General features: G+C 54.3%; 19 protein-coding genes and 2 rRNA genes. 9 read left to right on the top strand and 12 right to left on the bottom strand.

Annotated elements, in window-relative coordinates:
- Positions 1-2: 2 nt before the first annotated feature.
- A 23S ribosomal RNA gene (locus tag ACGYLY_RS13095) occupies positions 3-2,924 on the bottom strand.
- A 434-nt stretch (positions 2,925-3,358) separates the two neighbouring features.
- Positions 3,359-4,829 (bottom strand): 16S ribosomal RNA (locus ACGYLY_RS13100).
- Together the 16S and 23S rRNA genes form the textbook arrangement of a ribosomal RNA operon.
- A gap of 1,038 nt (positions 4,830-5,867) precedes the next feature.
- Between ACGYLY_RS13100 and ACGYLY_RS13105 the strand changes: the two genes are divergently transcribed.
- Entirely contained in the window at positions 5,868-6,221 is a 354-nt protein-coding gene (locus ACGYLY_RS13105) for a hypothetical protein (protein WP_395281176.1), read from the top strand.
- Between the two features lie 6 nt (positions 6,222-6,227).
- On the opposite strand, the gene ACGYLY_RS13110 is transcribed toward ACGYLY_RS13105, so the two are convergent.
- The 3 genes from ACGYLY_RS13110 to ACGYLY_RS13120 form a co-directional block, all read right to left on the bottom strand.
- The gene (locus ACGYLY_RS13110; protein ID WP_231190208.1) at positions 6,228-6,524 is read right to left on the bottom strand and encodes a hypothetical protein; all 297 of its coding nucleotides are present in this window, start codon (positions 6,522-6,524) and stop codon (positions 6,228-6,230) included.
- A gap of 370 nt (positions 6,525-6,894) precedes the next feature.
- Entirely contained in the window at positions 6,895-7,287 is a 393-nt protein-coding gene (locus ACGYLY_RS13115; protein WP_395281175.1) for a hypothetical protein, read from the bottom strand.
- Positions 7,280-8,053 carry a hypothetical protein gene (locus ACGYLY_RS13120; RefSeq protein WP_395281174.1) on the bottom strand — a complete coding sequence of 258 codons (774 nt, stop codon included), beginning with the start codon at positions 8,051-8,053 and terminating at the stop codon, positions 7,280-7,282. Before ACGYLY_RS13120 ends, ACGYLY_RS13115 begins: the two co-directional genes overlap by 8 nt.
- A gap of 299 nt (positions 8,054-8,352) precedes the next feature.
- Here ACGYLY_RS13120 and ACGYLY_RS13125 point away from each other — a divergent pair, with 299 nt between their 5' ends.
- Positions 8,353-8,682, top strand: a complete 330-nt coding sequence (locus ACGYLY_RS13125) for a HalOD1 output domain-containing protein (protein WP_395281173.1) — start codon at positions 8,353-8,355, stop codon at positions 8,680-8,682.
- 1 nt (position 8,683) lies between these two features.
- Here ACGYLY_RS13125 and ACGYLY_RS13130 read toward each other — a convergent pair whose 3' ends face one another.
- Positions 8,684-9,070, bottom strand: a complete 387-nt coding sequence (locus ACGYLY_RS13130; protein WP_395281172.1) for a hypothetical protein — start codon at positions 9,068-9,070, stop codon at positions 8,684-8,686.
- Entirely contained in the window at positions 9,063-9,782 is a 720-nt protein-coding gene (locus ACGYLY_RS13135) for a hypothetical protein (protein ID WP_395281171.1), read from the bottom strand. The genes ACGYLY_RS13130 and ACGYLY_RS13135 overlap by 8 nt, the downstream gene beginning before the upstream one ends.
- 563 nt (positions 9,783-10,345) lie before the next feature.
- Here ACGYLY_RS13135 and ACGYLY_RS13140 point away from each other — a divergent pair.
- Entirely contained in the window at positions 10,346-11,182 is an 837-nt protein-coding gene (locus ACGYLY_RS13140; protein ID WP_395281170.1) for a formyltransferase family protein, read from the top strand.
- Positions 11,183-11,442: 260 nt separating this feature from the next.
- On the opposite strand, the gene ACGYLY_RS13145 is transcribed toward ACGYLY_RS13140, so the two are convergent.
- The 3 genes from ACGYLY_RS13145 to ACGYLY_RS13155 all read right to left on the bottom strand — a co-directional run bounded on the left by ACGYLY_RS13145 (position 11,443) and on the right by ACGYLY_RS13155 (position 13,396).
- A complete protein-coding gene (locus tag ACGYLY_RS13145; RefSeq protein ID WP_395291148.1) occupies positions 11,443-11,712 on the bottom strand; it encodes a HalOD1 output domain-containing protein in 270 nt (89 codons plus the stop codon).
- 93 nt (positions 11,713-11,805) lie between these two features.
- Positions 11,806-12,591 carry a helix-turn-helix domain-containing protein gene (locus tag ACGYLY_RS13150; RefSeq protein ID WP_395281169.1) on the bottom strand — a complete coding sequence of 262 codons (786 nt, stop codon included), beginning with the start codon at positions 12,589-12,591 and terminating at the stop codon, positions 11,806-11,808.
- Positions 12,592-12,898: 307 nt separating this feature from the next.
- Positions 12,899-13,396, bottom strand: a complete 498-nt coding sequence (locus ACGYLY_RS13155; RefSeq protein WP_395281168.1) for a hypothetical protein — start codon at positions 13,394-13,396, stop codon at positions 12,899-12,901.
- Between the two features lie 249 nt (positions 13,397-13,645).
- On the opposite strand from ACGYLY_RS13155, the gene ACGYLY_RS13160 reads away from it, so the two are divergent.
- The gene (locus ACGYLY_RS13160) at positions 13,646-14,029 is read left to right on the top strand and encodes a DUF1428 domain-containing protein (protein WP_395281167.1); all 384 of its coding nucleotides are present in this window, start codon (positions 13,646-13,648) and stop codon (positions 14,027-14,029) included.
- Between the two features lie 333 nt (positions 14,030-14,362).
- On the opposite strand, the gene pip is transcribed toward ACGYLY_RS13160, so the two are convergent.
- The gene (gene pip, locus ACGYLY_RS13165; protein ID WP_395281166.1) at positions 14,363-15,322 is read right to left on the bottom strand and encodes a prolyl aminopeptidase; all 960 of its coding nucleotides are present in this window, start codon (positions 15,320-15,322) and stop codon (positions 14,363-14,365) included.
- A gap of 653 nt (positions 15,323-15,975) precedes the next feature.
- Here pip and ACGYLY_RS13170 point away from each other — a divergent pair.
- From ACGYLY_RS13170 to ACGYLY_RS13185, 4 genes are all read left to right on the top strand, one after another.
- Positions 15,976-16,323 (top strand): hypothetical protein, encoded by a 348-nt coding sequence (locus ACGYLY_RS13170; RefSeq protein ID WP_395281165.1) that lies wholly within the window; start codon positions 15,976-15,978, stop codon positions 16,321-16,323.
- Positions 16,324-16,441: 118 nt separating this feature from the next.
- Entirely contained in the window at positions 16,442-16,675 is a 234-nt protein-coding gene (locus tag ACGYLY_RS13175) for an antitoxin VapB family protein (RefSeq protein WP_049972753.1), read from the top strand.
- Positions 16,656-17,039, top strand: a complete 384-nt coding sequence (locus ACGYLY_RS13180) for a type II toxin-antitoxin system VapC family toxin (protein ID WP_395281164.1) — start codon at positions 16,656-16,658, stop codon at positions 17,037-17,039. Before ACGYLY_RS13175 ends, ACGYLY_RS13180 begins: the two co-directional genes overlap by 20 nt.
- A 205-nt stretch (positions 17,040-17,244) precedes the next feature.
- Entirely contained in the window at positions 17,245-17,874 is a 630-nt protein-coding gene (locus ACGYLY_RS13185) for a hypothetical protein (RefSeq protein WP_395281163.1), read from the top strand.
- A gap of 192 nt (positions 17,875-18,066) precedes the next feature.
- Here the strand turns inward: ACGYLY_RS13185 and ACGYLY_RS13190 are convergent, their stop codons facing one another.
- Positions 18,067-18,915 (bottom strand): hypothetical protein, encoded by an 849-nt coding sequence (locus tag ACGYLY_RS13190; protein ID WP_395281162.1) that lies wholly within the window; start codon positions 18,913-18,915, stop codon positions 18,067-18,069.
- A 126-nt stretch (positions 18,916-19,041) separates the two neighbouring features.
- Here ACGYLY_RS13190 and ACGYLY_RS13195 point away from each other — a divergent pair, with 126 nt between their 5' ends.
- A complete protein-coding gene (locus tag ACGYLY_RS13195; protein ID WP_395281161.1) occupies positions 19,042-19,689 on the top strand; it encodes an undecaprenyl-diphosphatase in 648 nt (215 codons plus the stop codon).
- Positions 19,690-19,695: the final 6 nt, after the last annotated feature.

Consider the following 19,695-nt stretch of genomic DNA (forward strand, 5'->3'; position numbering starts at 1 on the left):
TGATTGTGTGGCGTCGATCTGTTAGTACTCGCGGACTGAACGCCTCGTTGCCTCGGCGCGTACATCCCGAGCCTATCGAACTCGTCTTCTACGAGTGATCTCAGGTGATACTTCTTTTCCAAGTGGGTTTCGAGCTTAGATGCGTTCAGCTCTTACCCCGTGGTGCGTAGCTGCCCGGCACGCGCCCTTTCGGACGACCGGTACACCAGTGGCACCCATTCGTAGTTCCTCTCGTACTATACGAACGTTCTCGTCAAGTATCGTAACACCCCCAATAGATAGCAGCCGACCTGTCTCACGACGGTCTAAACCCAGCTCACGACCTCCTTTAATAGGCGAACAACCTCACCCTTGCCCGCTTCTGCACGGGCAGGATGGAGGGAACCGACATCGAGGTAGCAAGCCACCGGGTCGATATGTGCTCTTGCCGGTGACGACTCTGTTATCCCTAAGGTAGCTTTTCTGTCATCAATGGGCCGCAACAAGCAGCCTCATTGGTTCGCTAGACCACGCTTTCGCGTCAGCGTCCCTCGTTGTGTAGGACACTGTCAGACTTCCTTTTGCTCTTGCGCTCTTCCTCGAGTCTCCGACTCGAGTGAGGAAATCTTGGGGCGCGCTCGATATCTTTTCGAGCGCGTACCGCCCCAGTCAAACTGCCTGGCTACCGGTGTCCTCCGCCAGGAGTGAGGGTCGCAGTCACTACCGGGTAGTATTTCACTGATGCCTCGGTGATCCGCTAGCGCGGATACCTGTGTAACGGCTCCTACCTATGTCTGCACAGTAGCGACCACGTCCCAGCGACAGCCTGCAGTAAAGCTCTATAGGGTCTTCGCTTCCCCTTGGGGGTCTCCAGACTCCGCACTGGAATGTACAGTTCACCGGGCCCAACGTTGGGACAGTGACGCTCTCATTGATCCATTCATGCAAGCCGCTACTGAAGCGGCAAGGTACTACGCTACCTTAAGAGGGTCATAGTTACCCCCGCCGTTAACGGGTCCTTCGTCCCATTGTACTGGGTGTTCAGATACCCGCACTGGGCAGGATTCAGTGACCGTACGAGTCCTTGCGGATTTGCGGTCACCTATGTTGTTACTAGACAGTTGGAGCGTCCGAGTCACTGCGGCCTGCTCTTCTGCAGAGCAGGCATCCCTTATCGCGAACTTACGGGACTAACTTGCCGAATTCCCTAACGTCGGTTGCTCCCGACAGACCTTGGCTTTCACCGCCAGAGTACCTGTGTCGGATCTCGGTACGATTAACACACTCGTCTTTTCACGGGCTCCGGGTACCACCAACTTTCGCTCTCCCGCCATTCATCCGCTTCCTGCCATTACGGCTTCCACGGATTTTGACGGTTCGACCGGGCGAAAACCCGGCTTGATGTTTCCTGAAGCGTCGACTTTGAATGTGTGTTAGCACTGGAATATTAACCAGTTTCCCTATTGTCCTATTCGAATTACGATAGGACTTAGGATCGGCTAACCCTCAGCTGATTAGCATTGCTGAGGAACCCTTACTCATAAGGTCGTCGGGGGTCTAACCCGACTAACGCTGCTACTATGGCCAGGATTTTCGATACTGAACGGTCCACACGAACTCTCGCCCGCGCTTCCACCCATCCAGAATGCCAACCTACTAGATCGCTCGATCAAGAGCGCTGCTAGGTCTCGGTGGCGAGCTTGAGCCCCGATCATTTTCGGCGCCGCAAACCTCGGCCGGTAAGCTGTTACGCTGTTCTTAGAGGGTAGCTGCTTCTAAGCTCACCTCCCGGCTGTTTAGGGCTTGCGACCACCTTCAATCGCACTTAGCTCGCACTTTGGGACCTTAACCCAGCTCTGGGTTGTCTCCCTCACGGTACACAGGCTTACCCCGCGCACCGGATTCCTCACGTCAACGGCGTCCGTAGGTTTGGAGTTTGACAGGGAGGCCGACTCCTCTCGGAGGCGGTTCTCCCAATCGGTCGCTCTACCCCACGAACTACCTTAGTGAAGGTCATGCTTCGACATGTTTCGGTTGGAACCAGCTGTTGCCGGATTCGATGGGCCTTTCACCCCTACACATAAGTCACGAGAGGGTATTGTAGGACACCAACTCTAACAGACCTCCACGTGGCTTTCGCCACGCTTCGTCTTGCTCATGCGTAGATCATCCGGTTTCGGGTCGTATCCAGTTGACTCCCCGCCCTTGAAGACGGTGGCCCTCGCGCAAAGCGCTGCGGCCGTATTGGTTTCCCTGTGCCTGCCCCGATACACGGGTTAGGCTCGCCAATTAGATACACTCCCTGGCTCGTTTTTCAAAACGTACGACAGAACATCGGCTCCCACCGATTCCTACTGCGGGGTTGCCCCCGGGTCGTTTTTCAGTGGGCCTTGTATGCCCTGTCGCTCCATCGCCACCTGAGTTCAGGCCCTATTGCACCTCCCTTTTCGGGGTGCTTTTCAGCGTTCGTTCACACTACTTGTTCGCTATCGGTCTCGAGTCGTATTGAGTCTTCGCGGTCGTTGCCCGCGATATTCACAAGGGATTTCCGACCCCTGCTACTCGGGAGCTGACGCACATCGTACTGGTTCTCATTACGGGATTGTCACCCTGTATCATGCTCCGTTCCAGGAGACTTCATGAGACGGTTCCGATGATGAATGTCAGTCCGGACACCACATTGCCCGTGAGGGCTTCGGTTTGGACTGTGTCGTGTTCACTCGCCGTTACTAGCGACATCGCGTTTGCTTTTTGTTCCTGCCGATACTGAGATGTTTCAATTCTCGGCGTTCCCCATTGCGCAAGGCAATTGCGGAGGGGATTCCCATTCGGAGATCTGTAGTTCTTGGCCTCCGTGCGGCTTCCTACAGCTTTTCGCAGCTTGGCACGTCCGTCGTCGGCGCTCGAGCCGAGCCATTCACCAGGTGGCACAGTAGCCACGTTGGAATAACTTGGATTCACTGTAAACTCACGATGTGTGAGTCCAGTGGACGTCTGGATTGCACGTACATACGGTTGTCATTACACGACACGGTGGTCGCCGAGTGCGTGTATCGAACCCTTCCCAACCGCGTTTTCACGGGTTGGTGCATCGGTTTGTTGGGAGTAGTTCGTTTCGTCGCCCACTACTTAAGGGGCACGATTCGAACCGTCCCACGTGACGGCCTTCCACGGGAGTCGAACCCGTGAACCGCTGTCGGACAGCGGCGCTCACCAGCGAGCGAAGGCTACTCTCCCAAGAGGGAGAGGATTGGGACTAGCCTTGGTAGTTCAAAGGTGCCTCGTCGGAAGACGAGTGGTGTCCCGGCGTGTGTGCCAGTTCGTCAACGAAGTTGACGAGTTAAGGTGGGTTGGGCGCGTCGGCCCAATCCCGGTCTTTAGGAGGTGATCCAGCCGCAGATTCCCCTACGGCTACCTTGTTACGACTTAAGCCCCCTTGCGAAGCCCAGATTCGACCATCGCCTGATGGCCTCATCCGGACCTCACTCGGGTGCTTTGACGGGCGGTGTGTGCAAGGAGCAGGGACGTATTCACCGCGCTCTGCTGAAGCGCGATTACTACCGAATCCAGCTTCATGAGGACGAGTTTCAGTCCTCAATCCGAACTACGATCGAGTTTCGGAGATTAGCGCCCCCTCTCGGGGTTGCAACCCATTGTCTCGACCATTGTAGCCCGCGTGTAGCCCAGCACATTCGGGGCATGCTGACCTACCGTTGCCCGTTCCTTCCTCCGCTTTGGCAGCGGCAGTCCTCCTAATGTACCCAGCCACCACAAGGGTGCTGCTGGCAATTAAGAGTGCGGGTCTCGCTCGTTGCCTGACTTAACAGGACGCCTCACGGTACGAGCTGACGGCGGCCATGCACCTCCTCTCAAAAGCTCTAGTAAGCTCATCACACTGACTGTCACAGCTATTGTCGATGCTGGTGAGATGTCCGGCGTTGAGTCCAATTAAACCGCAGGCTCCTCCGGTTGTAGTGCTCCCCCGCCAATTCCTTTAAGTTTCATCCTTGCGGACGTACTTCCCAGGCGGCTCGCTTGCGTCTTCACTGTGGCACAGCACAGGCTCGTAGCCTGTGCCACACCTAGCGAGCATCGTTTACAGCTAGGACTACCCGGGTATCTAATCCGGTTCGTGACCCTAGCTTTCGTCCCTCACCGTCGGGTCCGTCCTTCCAAGGTGCTTTCGCGATCGGCGGTCCGTCTAGGATTACAGGATTTCACTCCTACCCCAGACGTACCCCTTGGATCTTCCGGCCCCAAGCCAGCGGGTTTCCGCCGGACGCCTGCTCGTTGAGCGAGCAGATTTCCCGACGGACCTGTCTGGCCGGCTACGGACGCTTTAGGCCCAATAAAATTGGTCATCACTTGAGCTGCCGGTATTACCGCGGCGGCTGGCACCGGTCTTGCCCAGCTCTTATTCGTGTACCATCTTACGATACACAAAAGCGAGGACGTTATGCCCTCGCACTTGGAGTTCCCTTATCGCACTGTCGTGCAGTGTAAAGTTTTCGCGCCTGCTGCGCCCCGTAGGGCCTGGATTCTTGTCTCAGAATCCATCTCCGGGCTCTTGCTCTCACAACCCGTACCGATTATCGGCACGGTGGGCCGTTACCCCACCGTCTACCTAATCGGCCGCAATCACATCCTATGGCGCCGGAGCGTTTCCAGCTCCCCGCATTCCAGCAGGGGAGCGTTATTCCGAATTAGCCTCAGTTTCCCGAGGTTATTCGGATCCATAGGGTAGTTTGATCACGTGTTACTGAGCTTTCCGCCACGAGTCTAAACTCGTGCAACTAGCATGGCTAAATCGAACTCCAATAGCAATGACCTCTGGCAGGATCAACCAGAATGTCGCTGAACACAAGGTTCAGCGTATAGGCGGAGACACTCTCAAAGAGAGTGTATCACATATCACACGTTCGGGACACCACATCGAATGACCGACAAGGTGTCACCGAACTACCAAGGCTAACATCAGATTCCATCGTATACGGCTGACCGCAGGGGTGGAATCCTCATTTCCTTCGGACTTGAGTGGAGGCGAGGAAGGGTATTAAACCCTTCGAACCTCGTTCGTCCGAGATTGTGAGACGAGTTGAACGCCCCACAGATCGCGTCTGTGTCTGTTGTCGCGTTTATATCCGAACGCCCGCTATCATTTAAGGGCGTCGGATCGGGTTCGCGTCCGGCGATGTGTGGCCGGGCGCGACGTCGTATTCAATCCGAGTGCCCCGTTGTACTTAAGGGCACCGGATTGGACGTGTTTCGTTCGTCCCAAACCGTGGGACGCCGTCGACATCCTATCCGAGTGCCCCCATACACTTAAGGGCATTGGATTGGGTTTTCGTTCGCCCGAATCCACCGGGACACATAGATGAATGCGCCGGATTCGGGCGGCCACCTCGCGGGGGAAACCACGAGGCGTCCTTCGCATTCTATCGAAATGCCCGGTAGAATTTAAGTACGTCGAATCAAAGGCGCTTTGACAAGATACGACACGCCCCGCGCTACAACGACCCATTACCGACCAGCATCCGGTAGTCCGAGATTTTAATTTTTGTTTCGTACGCGCGCTCGCGAGTACGGTGAGGATAGCACAGGAGGGAGGCGCATCTACGAGATCACTACTGTGACCCGTCCACTTCCTCGCCGAGGAGGCTGAGACAACCGAATCGGGGAAAGGGGAAGGAAAAAGTTTCCGAGAAATCGCCCGCTGGAGTAGATGGCACGGATCCGTCAGACGAAGGACTGACGCGGTTTGAATAACGAAGCGGTCGAACGGATCGATGATGGTGCGGGGTAGCCGTCGGAGCGGAGAATCGTTAGCACAGTGCTATGGGAAGGAAGCGGTTTCAACCGCGGTAACACGGGGAGTCGAAGGTGATGTGTTGAAAAAGACGTTCGTCACTCGGTCACCGATTCACTTCGAGTACGGTGATATGCGCCGAGCGTACGGCTGGACGGAAGCCATGCTTACCGCGGGAGCGACGCTCGCCGGGATCGTGATACCGCTACGAGTGGTGTTGACGGGGCTGTTCGTCGCGTTCATCACGGCAGACGTTCTTCCCGTGGTCGTATTCAACGTCTGTATGACCGTAGTGGCTGGGCGATGGCTCCTCGGGACGGTTCGAATCCGTCCAGCGAAGCGCCGACTGGAACGAGAAACGAGGAGCTGTCGGGGGAGTCCGCCGAGCTTCGAACGAAGAGAATCGAATCGATCGTCAGGGATCGACCGCCTGTAATACTTTTCAGCAGTTAACGTCGACGAGCGTGTCGAATGCCGCCGGATCCTCCCAGAGTTCGCTAAGCGTCGCGGCAGCGAGATAGCGGGTCGGTGCAGCGACCCATTCCGTAGTAATGCTGTCGTCGGGAGCAGGTGCAGCCGTCTCGAACCACCATGCGACGTAGCGTCCATCGAGGAGCTTTGCGGTGGGGAACATCTGTCCGTTCACGGCGACGTCGACGCGGGAGTTCGATTCGACCGCCGGTGCATCGTCGGGTGAATCAGCGACCAAAATCTCTATTTGAACGGTCCGTTCGGTCACACCGACGCACCTCTCTCTGTCGCGGTAAACTCCGATGAGTATGCGACAGTTACGGCAACCATAGAGGGATCATCGATGTTCACGTACAAGAAAGTCAGTCAGGCGCGTGTCTGACGAACGCAAATGTTTCGACACGAGACGATGGTTTTCGAAGGGATCGGTCACGGAGTGGTGAGTCCGTAATAAACCGAGGGGAACAGACGGCGTTTCTCTACCGACAGAACGGGGCTTGCCGGCGGTAGTGTCCAAATCGGGGGAATTTCACACCGTCTTATAGTATTTCCGTCATGAGAATCGGTGTGCAGCCATGTGTCGTCACATCGAACTTTCGGGAGCATCGAAACCGGTACGAACCTAAAATTTCGGATCGTTAGTGCTTGTAGCGACTCTCGTCGAGTTCGTTTAGATTGGTGCTGAGCGACGTAGTAGAGTCGTCCACCGTCGTCGACTGACCCGTATCGTGGTGGGTGATCGCATAGAAGAGCAACCCGAGTCCGAGCGCCAGCAACACCCCCTCACAGGACTGGGTGATCAGGAGTTCGTTGCCACTTAAACTGTAACCGCCACGAATACCCAGTTGATACACCGGTTCCACGAGTCCACCGAGGACGATAAAGGTGAATCCGATGGTGGAGTACCGGTACGACGACTTTCTCGGGTTTTGATAGTATGCATAAAAGCTCAGCAACAGCAGAACGCTGCCGATGAGGAACAAGAACATATTCGCCAGTATGAACGCCCACAGTTCGGGTGGTCTACTCATAGGGTGTTCTCCAGCTCCTCGGCGTGCTGAACGGGTCGCTCGAACTCTCGGTGGCCTGATTGTACGACGTTTGTAGACCCTGAAGGAATCCGTTCAATCGCTTGACGAGGCGCGAATCCGGCTTCCGGAGAACCGTGAGTAGTTCCTCGACGGCGGGGTGATTCGTATACGTTGCCTGTCCAGTCTCGACGTCGTAGTCGATGATCGCGACATCGCTCAGCGTCGAGAGCTGTTTGTGATGGAGCGCTATCGCCGTTTCATCCACCGCCGCCTGCGTCGGGTCTGTCTCGTCCCCCTCCCGTCGAATCACTTCCCGAGCGAGCGCCGTCCGCGACATCGGTGAATTCTCGTCACGGAGGATGGTGAGAACGAGACGCTGACGTGTGCCCGCGAGTTCGGCCAGTACGTCGTCGATTCCGTCGGCCTCGATTCGCAGTAGTCGTTGGAACCGTGGGTCTTCGAGCGCGATATGGTCCGTCGTCGTTATCGATTCGCGGTCCCTCTCCCACTCGATGAAGTCGGTATCCTCCAAGAGGGGAAGTTGAATATGGTAGAGGTCGATCAGGGTGTTCTCTACCGCTTCAGTCGGTATGCTTTCCTCCGAGGCTCCGCGTTCCCTCGCCGTGAGGGCGCGTGCAAGCTCTCGGTCGGACGTCTCGGGAGTTCGAGCGAGAAGCGTGAGAAGCAACCGCCGGCGGTCGCTTCGCACCGCCGTAAAGATTGGGTCCGCCGTTTCCCTCTCTCGTGTCTGCGTTTGGTTTCCCATTAAACTCCTTCGGACCCGCGCTTATATAGACTTCTCGGCTATCTTTCAAGAAACGTCTATAACGACCCTCGCCGGGGAGTACAACGGCGGCGCCCGATATCGAATCGCACCGCCGACCGGACAGTCCCGTTCGTATTCATCATCGCCGTTTCGACTGACGCGGTCCGCCGCCGATATCGGTTTGCTTCGCACCGACAACATCAGTAGGATACGTAGCCTATACGCCGATACGGACAGCGGAGTATTTCTCAGCGCATCCAACGAACGGACAAATGAAGTGCTGGAATGGGGGTAACAAAATGACGAGAAAGTACCTGGAACCGATAGAGATTACGGAGAACGAAACGTCCAACGAGGGGGAAATGGTGACGAGCTACCTCTACGATATCTCATCATATCTCTCGCAGGGAGACGCCTGTGTCGGAATCGTCGCCGCGTTGGCGAGCCGCACCCACCAAGGCGAGTTGACCCTCCCACCGTTGGGGGCGGTGATCGATGCGGGGGCTCTCGACAGTCTATTGGGAACGCGGCGTCCCAGCGATGGCGTGTCGGTGACGTTTCCGTATGGCGTTTATATGGTAACCGTCTCGGGTGACGGAACGGTACTGATCCGAAACGAGGTTCACTGAGTCAGTCCTCGTATCCCTTCTCCTCGAGTTCGCGGAAGTCGGTCGCGAAGGGACCGGAGCCGTCTTTCCCCGGTGACCGAGGGTCGTGCCGCGTTATCGCATAGAACAACAATCCGAGTCCGACCGCCAACAGGATGCTTTCAGCGGACTGGAGAAGCAGTCGTTGGTGGGCGTTCAGATGGTAGTCGCTGCGGATCAAGAGCCGATACACCGGACTGACGATTCCGCCCAGAACGATGAATCCGAATCCGATGGTGGAGAGCCGATACGACCTGCTACTCGTATTCTGGTAGTAGGCGAGAAGGCTCAGCACGAGGAGGATGCTCCCGCTGACGAACAACAGCGCGTTGGACATGATGAACACCCACAGTTCGAGCGATCTAGCCATGATTGGGGTCACTCCAAGCGGACGGCCAGTCGAAGGGGTCGTCCGTAGGCCCGCTCGCGTTCGTGTACGTGGTCAGCAGTCCCCCTAAGAACTCATCCAACCGTTCGACGAATCGGTTGGTCGGTCTCTGGAGAAGCGTGATGACGTTTTCGAGGCCGGGGTGGGACGCGTACGTGACCCGGTCCGTTTCGGGGTCGTAGTCGATGAAATCGGCGTCGGCAAGCTTTGGCAGGTGGACGTGAGCGAGAGCACTCCCGATTTCGGTGATCGCTACTGTATCGAACTCCGTTTCGCCCCGCTCGCGTCGAAGGATTTCCCGAGCCAGCGCCGTCCGTGACATGGGCGTTCGACTGTTCCGAAGGACGGCGATGAGGTGTCGTCGGCGTCCGTCCGACAATCCCGACAACGCCTCGTCCACGCCGTCGCCGTCCGTCTCGAGGAGGCGTCGAAACCGTTCGTCCCCGAATGCCGCGTGATCCGTCGTAGCGATGGTTCCGTTCGCTCGGTTCCACCTGATGAGGTCACAGTCCTCCAACAGCGGGAGTTGGACGTGGGTGAGGTTCGTACGGAGGGCCTGAACCGTTTCGGATGGAACGTCCGCCGCGGGGACGTTCCGCTCGTTTCTCGCGAGCGCGCGAACGAGTTCTCGTTCGGACGTGGCCGATCGGTCGAGCAGGGTCCTGAGAATCCGCCTTCGACGGTTCGTTCTCACCGCGGTAATTATCGGACGATGGTTCGTGTGTACGCTGGGACGATGCTGATTTTCCATTAGTCCGATTCTATTTTCCCAGGAGGGTATAATCGTGGAGGCTCAATACTGAGCGTTTGAGTCGTGATGACGTCCGACACACGAGAGCTCTCCGACAGATACCGTTCCCCGCGCTGCTCACCCCTCGAACTTCGTGTGAGATACTCACGGGTCTAAGACCCAACCAAACGACACGGTCACGCTTCAATCACGGCCGCGACTCACGATTGTATCCAACGTGTGCAGGATATTCGGCCCATAAATCGACGGCGGGGGAACGCTCGGAGAGGGCACGTCCGTGTCCGATAACGGGGATCCCGTTCAGCATAGCAGGAACGGGCTACTGCTCGGTCCTCGAAGGAACCTCTGTGATAACTAAGTAAAACGGGCCACGATGCAGGACCAGGTGTTCACCAGTGCCATCACCCGAACGTAATCGAAACCACGACCATTTGACTCCTCACGAACGAGTATCCGCTGCACAGCAACTGGACGAAACGGATCCGCCACCCCAACGATCGCTACGTGTGGGAATCCTTCTCCCCGGCGAAACGGTACCCGTTTGGCAGAAGCGGGCCATCGAAACGATGGTGGCCGAAACCGACGTCGAGATTACGCACCTCGTCATCCACGCCGACTCCACTTCTACGCATCTCACGGAGTTTCTCCACGACGCCTCCTCCAATGAAGTCGCGACGTACATGCAGCAGTGTTATAATCGGCTCGGTTCCCACGCACTGTGGTCGCTACTCGGAATCGTCCGCCAACTGACCGAGACGCCGGAATACCGAAGACCATGCCACATCGATATGATCACGGGTCTGGACGATGCAAAAGCACTGTACTGCGAACCAGTAGCGGACACCGGATTCGGAAACCACCTGCCCGATCACGTCACAGAAACGGTGGGAAGAAGTACGGACGTCGTGATACGATTTGGGTTCGGAATTCTCACCGATCCCATTCTCTCGATACCGAGGCACGGTGTACTGAGCTTTCATCGTGGCGACCTTCGGTCGTATCGCGGTCAACCCGGTGGACTCTGGGAATTTCTCCACGATGAACCGTCCGCAGGAATAACGCTCCAGCGAATCGACGACTCGCTCGACGCCGGGGAGGTCATCGTCGAAGACGAGGTTTCGATTACGGATGCACATACTTGGCGCGAGGTCGAACGCCGCCAAATCGAGGCGTGCGAGGGGATGCTAGCGGTTGCTATCGATCGGCTTCAGGACCCGGATTCGGAGCCGATACGGGTCGATCAGCTCGGAGCGCTCTATACGATTCCGCGAGGAAGAGAGGTACTGACCTACGTGAAAAAGACGCTACTGGGGAATCTTCGTGAGTTCGTCGAAGCGGGGTGAACCGGTCGAAACGAGACGATGGCATAAGAAGTTTCCACGTCCCGTGAAACCGCCATCTCGCGGGGAAAAGGTTTCGCGCTTCCCCGAGGGCGGCGACTCGTCCACGATCACTTCCGATTATTGAAAACTCCGTTCGATTCGCTGCACCACTGCGTGACCAGTCCCGAAACGATGACGACCTGTTGTCCATTAGAAATGAACGTGTGTGACCATTGTCGGTACCGATCACCACTCACACCGTACAGTGGAGTGAAAACGCTTCAGTCATCGTTGGTAACAGAGATAGTCCGTTCGGGCGAGATTTCGATTCGATAGCCGGCATACTGGAACCGAATAGTCGGTGAGCCACTCGTATAGAGTGCCGCGAGCGCGTCGGGATCAATGCTATCATACAGCGGTGGAATTTCGTGGTGTTCACACCCCTCCATCGCGAGTACTTCATCGATGATCATTTCAATTATTGACACGCTGGGGAGCGAGCGATGGACCGATGACTGCGTATCATCCGAAGAATTGGCGTTGACAGGCATGTATTGCGTTCCATCAATGGTCGCTGTAGCAGTAGGCTACTAGGACTGACTATGTACGAGGTTTATATATGTATGAGGAACTGCTGTGATCGTTCACTGATCAACCGCCTCGTGAAAGAGTGTATTCGCGATGAGATTTCGGTGTCCCCGTCGAAGTCGTGCGGCGAGCGATTGTCGGGTGATGTCCATCTCCCGAGCGATTTCTTCGAGTGTCGCTTCACGGGGCTCGTCGAAATATCCGGCCTTGAATGCCGCAGTGAGCGCTTCCTCTTGGCGCGGCGTGATATGGTACTGCTCGCCCGTTCGCAGTTCCGAAAGTGCATAGAGGCGCGTGATGGTGATATCGATAGAATTGTCTTTGCAGTAGCGTTGGAAGGCTGTAATTCCTGTCGTATCGACTGTGCGCAGTTCGAACCGCCATTTAGACTCGGTCCCCGTAGCCGAGACGAGTATGAGGTCGGTCTCCGCGATTCCTTTCAAAATACTCTCCAGATCGGTATTCCACTTGGCACGAAACAGACCACCGTCCTTGACTTCGTCTACGAGCTCAATCGAGTGTACCACGGGTTGATCTTCGAAATGAGTTATAATGTTCGGTATATCCGGCCCCCAGACCCAGAAATAGGGGATGACCGCGTGGTTCGTCGGGATAACGCGTTCAAGTTCGATCTCGACATCCGGAAAGTCCTGGAAGATATCCCCAAGCGGAAACTCGTCGGCTGGAACCGTGAATTCGATAATCGTGGACACACTAAGTCGTGTGGACGTGACCGGGTAAATTCTGGGTTCGACTGATAACTTCCGTGCGGTTTCCGAACAAATAGTTGATCGATTGGTTTGTCTACGATCGCCAAAGCACGGTATCTTCGCCCGAGCCACCGTTACACGACACGGATCAGGAATTGGCCAAGGAGAGGATAGGTCGTCGAGTGAGTATCAGAAGCGACGAGGGCATCACGATTCTCGTCAGTACGGAAGAGGAGTGGGTGAAACGGATAGCTCCCACTTGATGTTCGCTGTCTTCAGTACTCGATGAGTGCGAAAGCCGAAGTGGAAGCGGTTGGTCACGTGAATGGACGAGATATACTTCGTCGAGGGCGGCGACCTCCCCCATTTCACTGCCGCTTAGCTTATGATCTAAGAAGCAGTGATCGACTATACAATCTTGGAACCTCAAATTTCTGTCTTATTTCTTCCCGACCCTCATGTAGGTCGAGTCGAAATCCACTTCCCATTCGATCCCATCGTCTGAGCGTTCCCAGGTGCTTTCGATCGTATCGCCGTCCTCGCTGAAGGTGCCTGTAAAACGTTGTTCAAACTCGGGTGTGTCCCGCCAAATTCTCCAGACACCATCGCTCAGACTCATTTGGTAGACGCGAAAGACGTCACGCGAGTCAGAATAGAGCATCGTGAACACCTCGCTCGAATCGTCTAAGCCGATGACTGATACGGCCGAATGCGGTGCGTTCTCAACCCATTCCGTAGGTGCGTCCGACAGATCAACGGTCTCTGAATGGTGAACGAGAAAGGCTCCATCTTCTATCCAATTGAACGTTTCCCGTCCTCCTCGAAACGTTTGCCCGTCTATTCTCACTTCTGTCTTCCACTCACCAACGAGTCGATTTAATCGGCGAAGAACCGGATTCGATTCCGCAGGTTGGCTGTGTGCTTCTTCATCAGACATGCTCTCCTATTAGGGGGCGAGCCATCATCAAGACTCGTCCGAATATATTTCGTCTCTTTTTATCCATATTTTATTCAAGAAGTCGGAGGAATATGAGGTGGTTATAATACTGATTATGAGATTAGGCGGCGAAAGCGCAAACTCCTGTTGGCTAGAGAGCGTGTACCCAGCAGAGCGATATCTACAACGGAGAGATCTCGGTAAGTCGAGTAAACGTTCAAGCTCTTTGGCGTCCTTTGTACGTAGGTTATGGAACGATACGTCGATGGATTCGTCTTCCCGGTCCCGACTGATAACCTCGATTCGTACCGCGAAATGGCTGCCGAGGCCGGACAGCTTTGGATCAACCATGGTGCCCTCGAATACTTCGAAGGAGTTGGAGACGACATGGAGCCAGACATGGACGGCATGTCGGTGCGGACGTTCCCACAGCTTACCGAGGCCGAGGGAGACGAATCGGTCGTGTTCTCATTCATCGTGTTCGAGTCACGGGAGCACCGCGACGAAGTGAATGCAAAGGTGATGGAAGATCCCGCAATGAACCCAGAAAACTTCGATGAGGAGATGCCCTTCGACGAAGAACACATGGCCTACGGCGGCTTCCGCTCCATCGTCAGCTACGAGGAGGGATAACAGAGACTCTGCAAGGAGTAGATCGGTCCACATCTCGATACTCCTACCGAACGGCTGCGGTCACCAAGATATCACACCAATTGGTGTGACGAGATACGCACCACGAACTGCGCATAGATTAATCCGGAAGTCTCGGGGTTGGTTACGTCCGCCTATCAGGCAGCAGAAGAGTTGTCGGCTCACTTTGGTTTTTTGCTCCACTTACCGTCCTTTGTGGTCCCAGAATCCGCCAAACCAGTCCCCCAGAAAACCATGAACCCACCGTCGTCTCGCGTTCGACTTCATTCAGATATTTATTCAGTTCTTCTTTTGACTGTTAGTTCGCGGATGTAGCTACTGTCGGGCAAATGTATCAAGTGCATTGAGTTCGTGGTCAGCCATTGTATCACTGCCAGTATGCCCGGAATCATCTACGATGACGAGTTCCGAATCAGGCCATACAGAGTTCAGTTCCCACGCAGTATCGAGTGGAGCAGCAAGATCAAGACGACCGTGAATGAGCACGCCCGGAATCCCAGCTAAGCGATTCGCATTCCGTAGCAACTCACCCTCTTCTAACCATGCACCGTGCGAAAAGTAGTGGGAAGCAATCCGAACGAACGACAACTTCCACTCCATCGAGCGACTGCTGTAAACATTTGTAGCTTCATTTGATTCCTCGGAGATGACCGTGTCTTCCCACGCGCACCAATCGTTCGCGGCTTGCTTCCGTACCTGTGGATCCGGGCTTTTCATGAGATTTGCGTACGAGGCGACGATATCACCATTGTAGTCCGCATCGGGGACGCCGGTACGAAACTCCTCCCATGCTTCTGGGAAAAACCGAGATACTCCGTTGTAGAGCCAATCGATCTCGGAGCGACGAGTAGTCGTTACACCAGTGATAACAATCTCAGAGACTCGATCTGGATGCCGCTCAGCATAAGCGAGAATCAAGGTGGAGCCCCAGGAAACACCAGACAACAACCACCGGTCAATATCGAGATGTTTACGGAGTTGTTCCATGTCGGCAAGCAGATCATCCGTAGTATTGCAGCTCAGATCCGTGTCTGGATCACTCGCGGAGGGGGTGCTCCGTCCACACCCCCGTTGATCGAAAAGGATGATTCGATATCGCTCTGGATCGAAGAACTGGCGGTAGTGTGGTGAGCATCCTGATCCCGGACCGCCGTGAACGACAAGAGCGGGTTTGCCCTTTGGATTGCCACAGGCTTCCCAATATACGTGATTTTCGTCACCGACATTGAGCATTCCCTGATCATATGGTTCGATCGGCGGGTAACGTTCAGTCATTCCATGGAACCTCCAAACCAACAAAAGTAAACAGTATCGTTAGGACACGGGAGGAATGTCGATATACGGTACTTCTAGGGGTAGGTCACTTCCGCGTAGCAAATCGGCAGAAGAGCAGCTACATGGTGAATAGAGACAGGGCCCTTTTGTTACTTTGTATAGTAACTCGTAATTGCGGTCGTGATGAATCACAATAATGTTTTAGTTAGTATTCTATACTAAGCCGATGATCCCAAGTAGGACGTTCGCGAGACTTACCGGCCTGTGTGGTCCCAAAATCCGTCAAACCAGTCACTCCAGAAAATCATGAATCCACTATCGTCTCGCGTTCTACTTTCGTTAGATATTCATCCGATCACTTTTCCGACAGGCGGAGCACTCACAAAACAGTCATAAACCGACGTCAGTCACGAATCGATGCATCGGGCTTCCAGCGAAGGCGTTTCTGAGCAGTTGGTGAATCTCCTGAACGGCGGTGAAACGAGTAGTTATCGTGGTTACCGCCGGACTATCGGCTTCGAAATCGAGTGTATACGGCTTAAACAGTCAGCGTGGTTTAGAGGGATAGCCAGTGAGCGTCGAGAGGCATGCATCGGATAGTAACACTCGTCATTGCACTCACCGTTGCCAGCACGGTGCTGGTCGGAGGTGCAATGGCACAGACACAGTCCAGTGAACAAGTCGCGGTCTCAGATGTTGAGCAGAAACAGGCAGTTGGGCAGTTCAACGTGAACGAACAGGACGACAACGTGGCTGCCAGTGTTGCCGTTGGAAGCGGAGACGATGGAAGACCAGATGCTCCATCGATAGCTGAACGGGGAGATAACCGTGAGAGTGGCGCAGAATCAGGTGATGCGGTTGCGATTCAAGCCAGCGCCCAGAGCAACTCGAACAAGCAGGTTGCCTGGTCGAACGCCCAGAACTTCAACGGACAGTTCCAGAACGGTGACGACAACGGCAACGGTGACGGCCCACAAGGTAACGACGGTCAAAACGACTAATTACGGCGACTCTCATTTTTTCCTCCAGATTGCAGGTGTCACTGCCGGTTGTACTCCTAATCGCACGTTGGAAGATTGACACAACCCTTATGCCTGCATACTGTGTATGTGTATGTGTATGAGTACAAAGAACATTAGCCTCACAGAAGAGGCCTACGAAAAACTCAAATCTCGAAAACGGGAGGGAGAAAGCTTCACTGACGTTATTCTCCGCGAGTTCGGTAACGAAAAGGACGTATGGAAAGGCTTTGGCAAACTCGAAGGCACGGGACTCCGAGAAGCCTACGAAGAACAGCGCGAAGAATTTGACAAGGATTTCAAAGAGAGACAGGATGAACTGTTTGGACAGTAGCTTTCTCATCGACTATCTTGAGGGGGATGACGGTGCACAAGCGTGGTTGGATGACCATGAAGACACGATGCTGGCAACCACAACAGTCGCATTGTATGAGACGTATCGGGGCGTCTTGTGGTCGCACTCTCCAATGACGATGGACGATGTGTTCGACACGTTTGATTGGGCGACTGTGTTGGATTTCGATGAAACTGCGGCCCGTGAATCAGCACAAATTCAGCGAGAGTTGCGCGAGAACGGGACGCCTGTTGGCACACCCGATGTAATGATTGGTGCCATTGTTCGGTCTATCGGTGGCACTGTTGTCACCCGTGATTCGGATTTTGACTACATCCGAGGTGTCGATGTTGAGAACTACTGAATCCACTGCTCATTTCGGATTTTTACGACAGTAAACTCAGACTGACTTCGTTGAGATCCGTTCGTATCACTACCCCATGTTGCACTAAGCGGGTGTGGGCATGCGTGGTCAGTGACGACACCACCTGTCATAACTGTCCGACCATGACGTAAAGTCATCTCCACACCTCTTAGTAAGATAAGTAGTACAAAGATCAATTATGTTGATGAGTGCCACATTCCAGTCTTCTTCAATTAGATCAGCCAGCCGCCTACTTAGCGTACTTGCCGTCTTGTCTGCGAGTGTCGCAAGTGGGTATCTCCTCCTCCCTAATCCTCTTGTAGATGTGTTCTTCTCTGGGATTGTGCTGCTCAGCGTGCTGTTTGCTCTTGTCGGTGGGATTGGTGTATGGACGAACCGAACACCGCTCGTCTGGGTCGCTGCAGTTCTATTGATGGCACTTACAATTATGGGGATGATGTCAGTTGGGCTCTTTCTCGCACCCGCGGCACTCCTCTTGCTCGGAGCGGCTATTTTTTCACAGCTGGCTGGGCCGCGTACGGGTCTTCAGGAAGCGATTATTGCTAACCCACCAACTGTACCAGAAGCTGTGCTGAAGACGTTAGCTGGGGCAGTGTCCATGGTGGCCGGAGTTGGATTAGTGTACAGAGGCGCGTTCAGCCAAGAACTCTTCGGGGCATGTTCGAGCGAAACATTAGCCTGCGCTCTTGCGACGACCCATTGGAATGCAGTTGGAATAACTATCCTTGGACTGATTGCTATTAGCTTCGGAGGATGGCTCATCTGGAAGCAGGTCTATATCGCACGTGTGCTCACATCAACAAAGATCGAGTAGATGGTAATAGTCAGTCCATTAACCTTCTGAACTCCACTATATTGATGATTTCAACATTCTTGTGGTGTATATGTACCACGAATTGTGCACAGATCGATTTGGAGGACCTGGATAATTTCACCAGAGATGATGCGTGACAACTCCATATAGCTGCCTTCTGCTACCAAGGAATCAAGTCGAGATCATTACGACTTACAGTTCCTTCCACGATTCTCGCACTGTCTCCCGAGGATTCTTGACCACTTTTGTGAATGCCCCTCGCATGGCTGTTTCGGGATTTTTAGCCAGTTCGACGAGGAACGGGAAAATATTATATTTCAGTGACTGTGCTGTGGTGATAAGTAACCAACCCACTGCACTCCCGAATAGAAGAAAAGCAAGTGCCGTAAAACTAATCGTGAGGACAGGATGAGACAATGATATCTGGGTAGTGTATGGGATGAGCATCATCAAGACGATCGGAATGAATGCACTCACGCCCAGCTTCATCAACCCGTTTGCACGCTTATCCCAGCGCCCGGCTCCGAATTGGTCTGCAAGGTCGTCCTCTGCTTGTCGTCGAATCTCCGCCACCGTCTGCAGATCGATCTGTTCGAAAGTCCTCGTATCCTCTGTTACGTCACTACCGCCCCCGACGTGCGCACGGACTTCTTCGACCAATTCCTCTCGCTCAATTCCAGACAGTTCACGGAGACGTTCGATGACGATAGTGGTGTCTGCAAGAGCTGCCTGCAGTTCGTCGTCAGGAACATCATCGAACATCAATGCAAACTGACGATCTGGATAGTCGGCAAGGAGTTGAAAATCAAGGATCCCCGATCTCACCCGATTCCGGATGCGCTGTTGGTCTCGGTGTTTCTTCTCTTCATCAAGCTCACTAAAGTCATTTTGAATTCGGTTTCGCTGTGTCTTTGTAAGCAGCGATGCAGACTTCCCAGCCATTGACTCCATATCTGCCACACAGCCCTTATATCTGCTGATTACTCCGGTTTCGGAGCCGGTGTTGTAGCGAGATATCACGCTGTTGAGTCTCGTACTCACGAAATCCACTGCCAAACTATCTTTAAATTCTTTGGATCAAAATACCCGTGTAGCGGGCTATACTGACGATATTCGATACAAACGATATTCTGGGTTTAATACAGTCTGCCGAATAGCCGATTTTGTATGACAGCCTTTGCAACAGCCGGTCTTCCAATGCAGTACGGAGACCTCTTCACAAGCCATACTGGGACACCTGTCCTGAACGAGTTGATGATTTTCGCAGCCGACAACCTCGTCTATTTGATCCCGCTTGCACTCCTCGCGCTCTGGTTCATGCCCGACGAGGAGGGGACGAACACGGCATTTCGAATGGCACTTGCTTTCCCCCGGGTCGTGACCAAGAATGGAAAGACAAAATCGGTGTTTATCTTCGTCACGATCGTCGTGAGTCTTGCACTCTCGTACGCAATGGGGCAGCTCTACAGCCATCCCGCACCGTACATGGCCGGATACGACACTCTCATCACCGAAGCGCCGGAGAACTCGTTTCCAAGCCAGCATACAACAGTTGTGTTCGCGTTCGCGTGGGCGGTAGTGTATCTTCACGACCAACTGCGAGTTGGCCTCACCGCGCTACTATTCGCCTCATTTGTCGGGATCAGCCGTGTCTATGTCGGTGTTCACTATCCAATCGATATTATTGGCGGGATCGGAGCATCACTCCTCGGAGTTACGATAGTCTACGCTGTGAGAGATCGTGTTACAGACTTCGCTAAGCGATGCATCCACATTGAAGATCGTCTTCGAACAGTACTACTCCAAGCGTTCTGACGGGAC

Source organism: Haladaptatus sp. CMAA 1909 (genome assembly GCF_043952005.1).
In the GTDB taxonomy this organism is placed as follows: domain Archaea; phylum Halobacteriota; class Halobacteria; order Halobacteriales; family Haladaptataceae; genus Haladaptatus.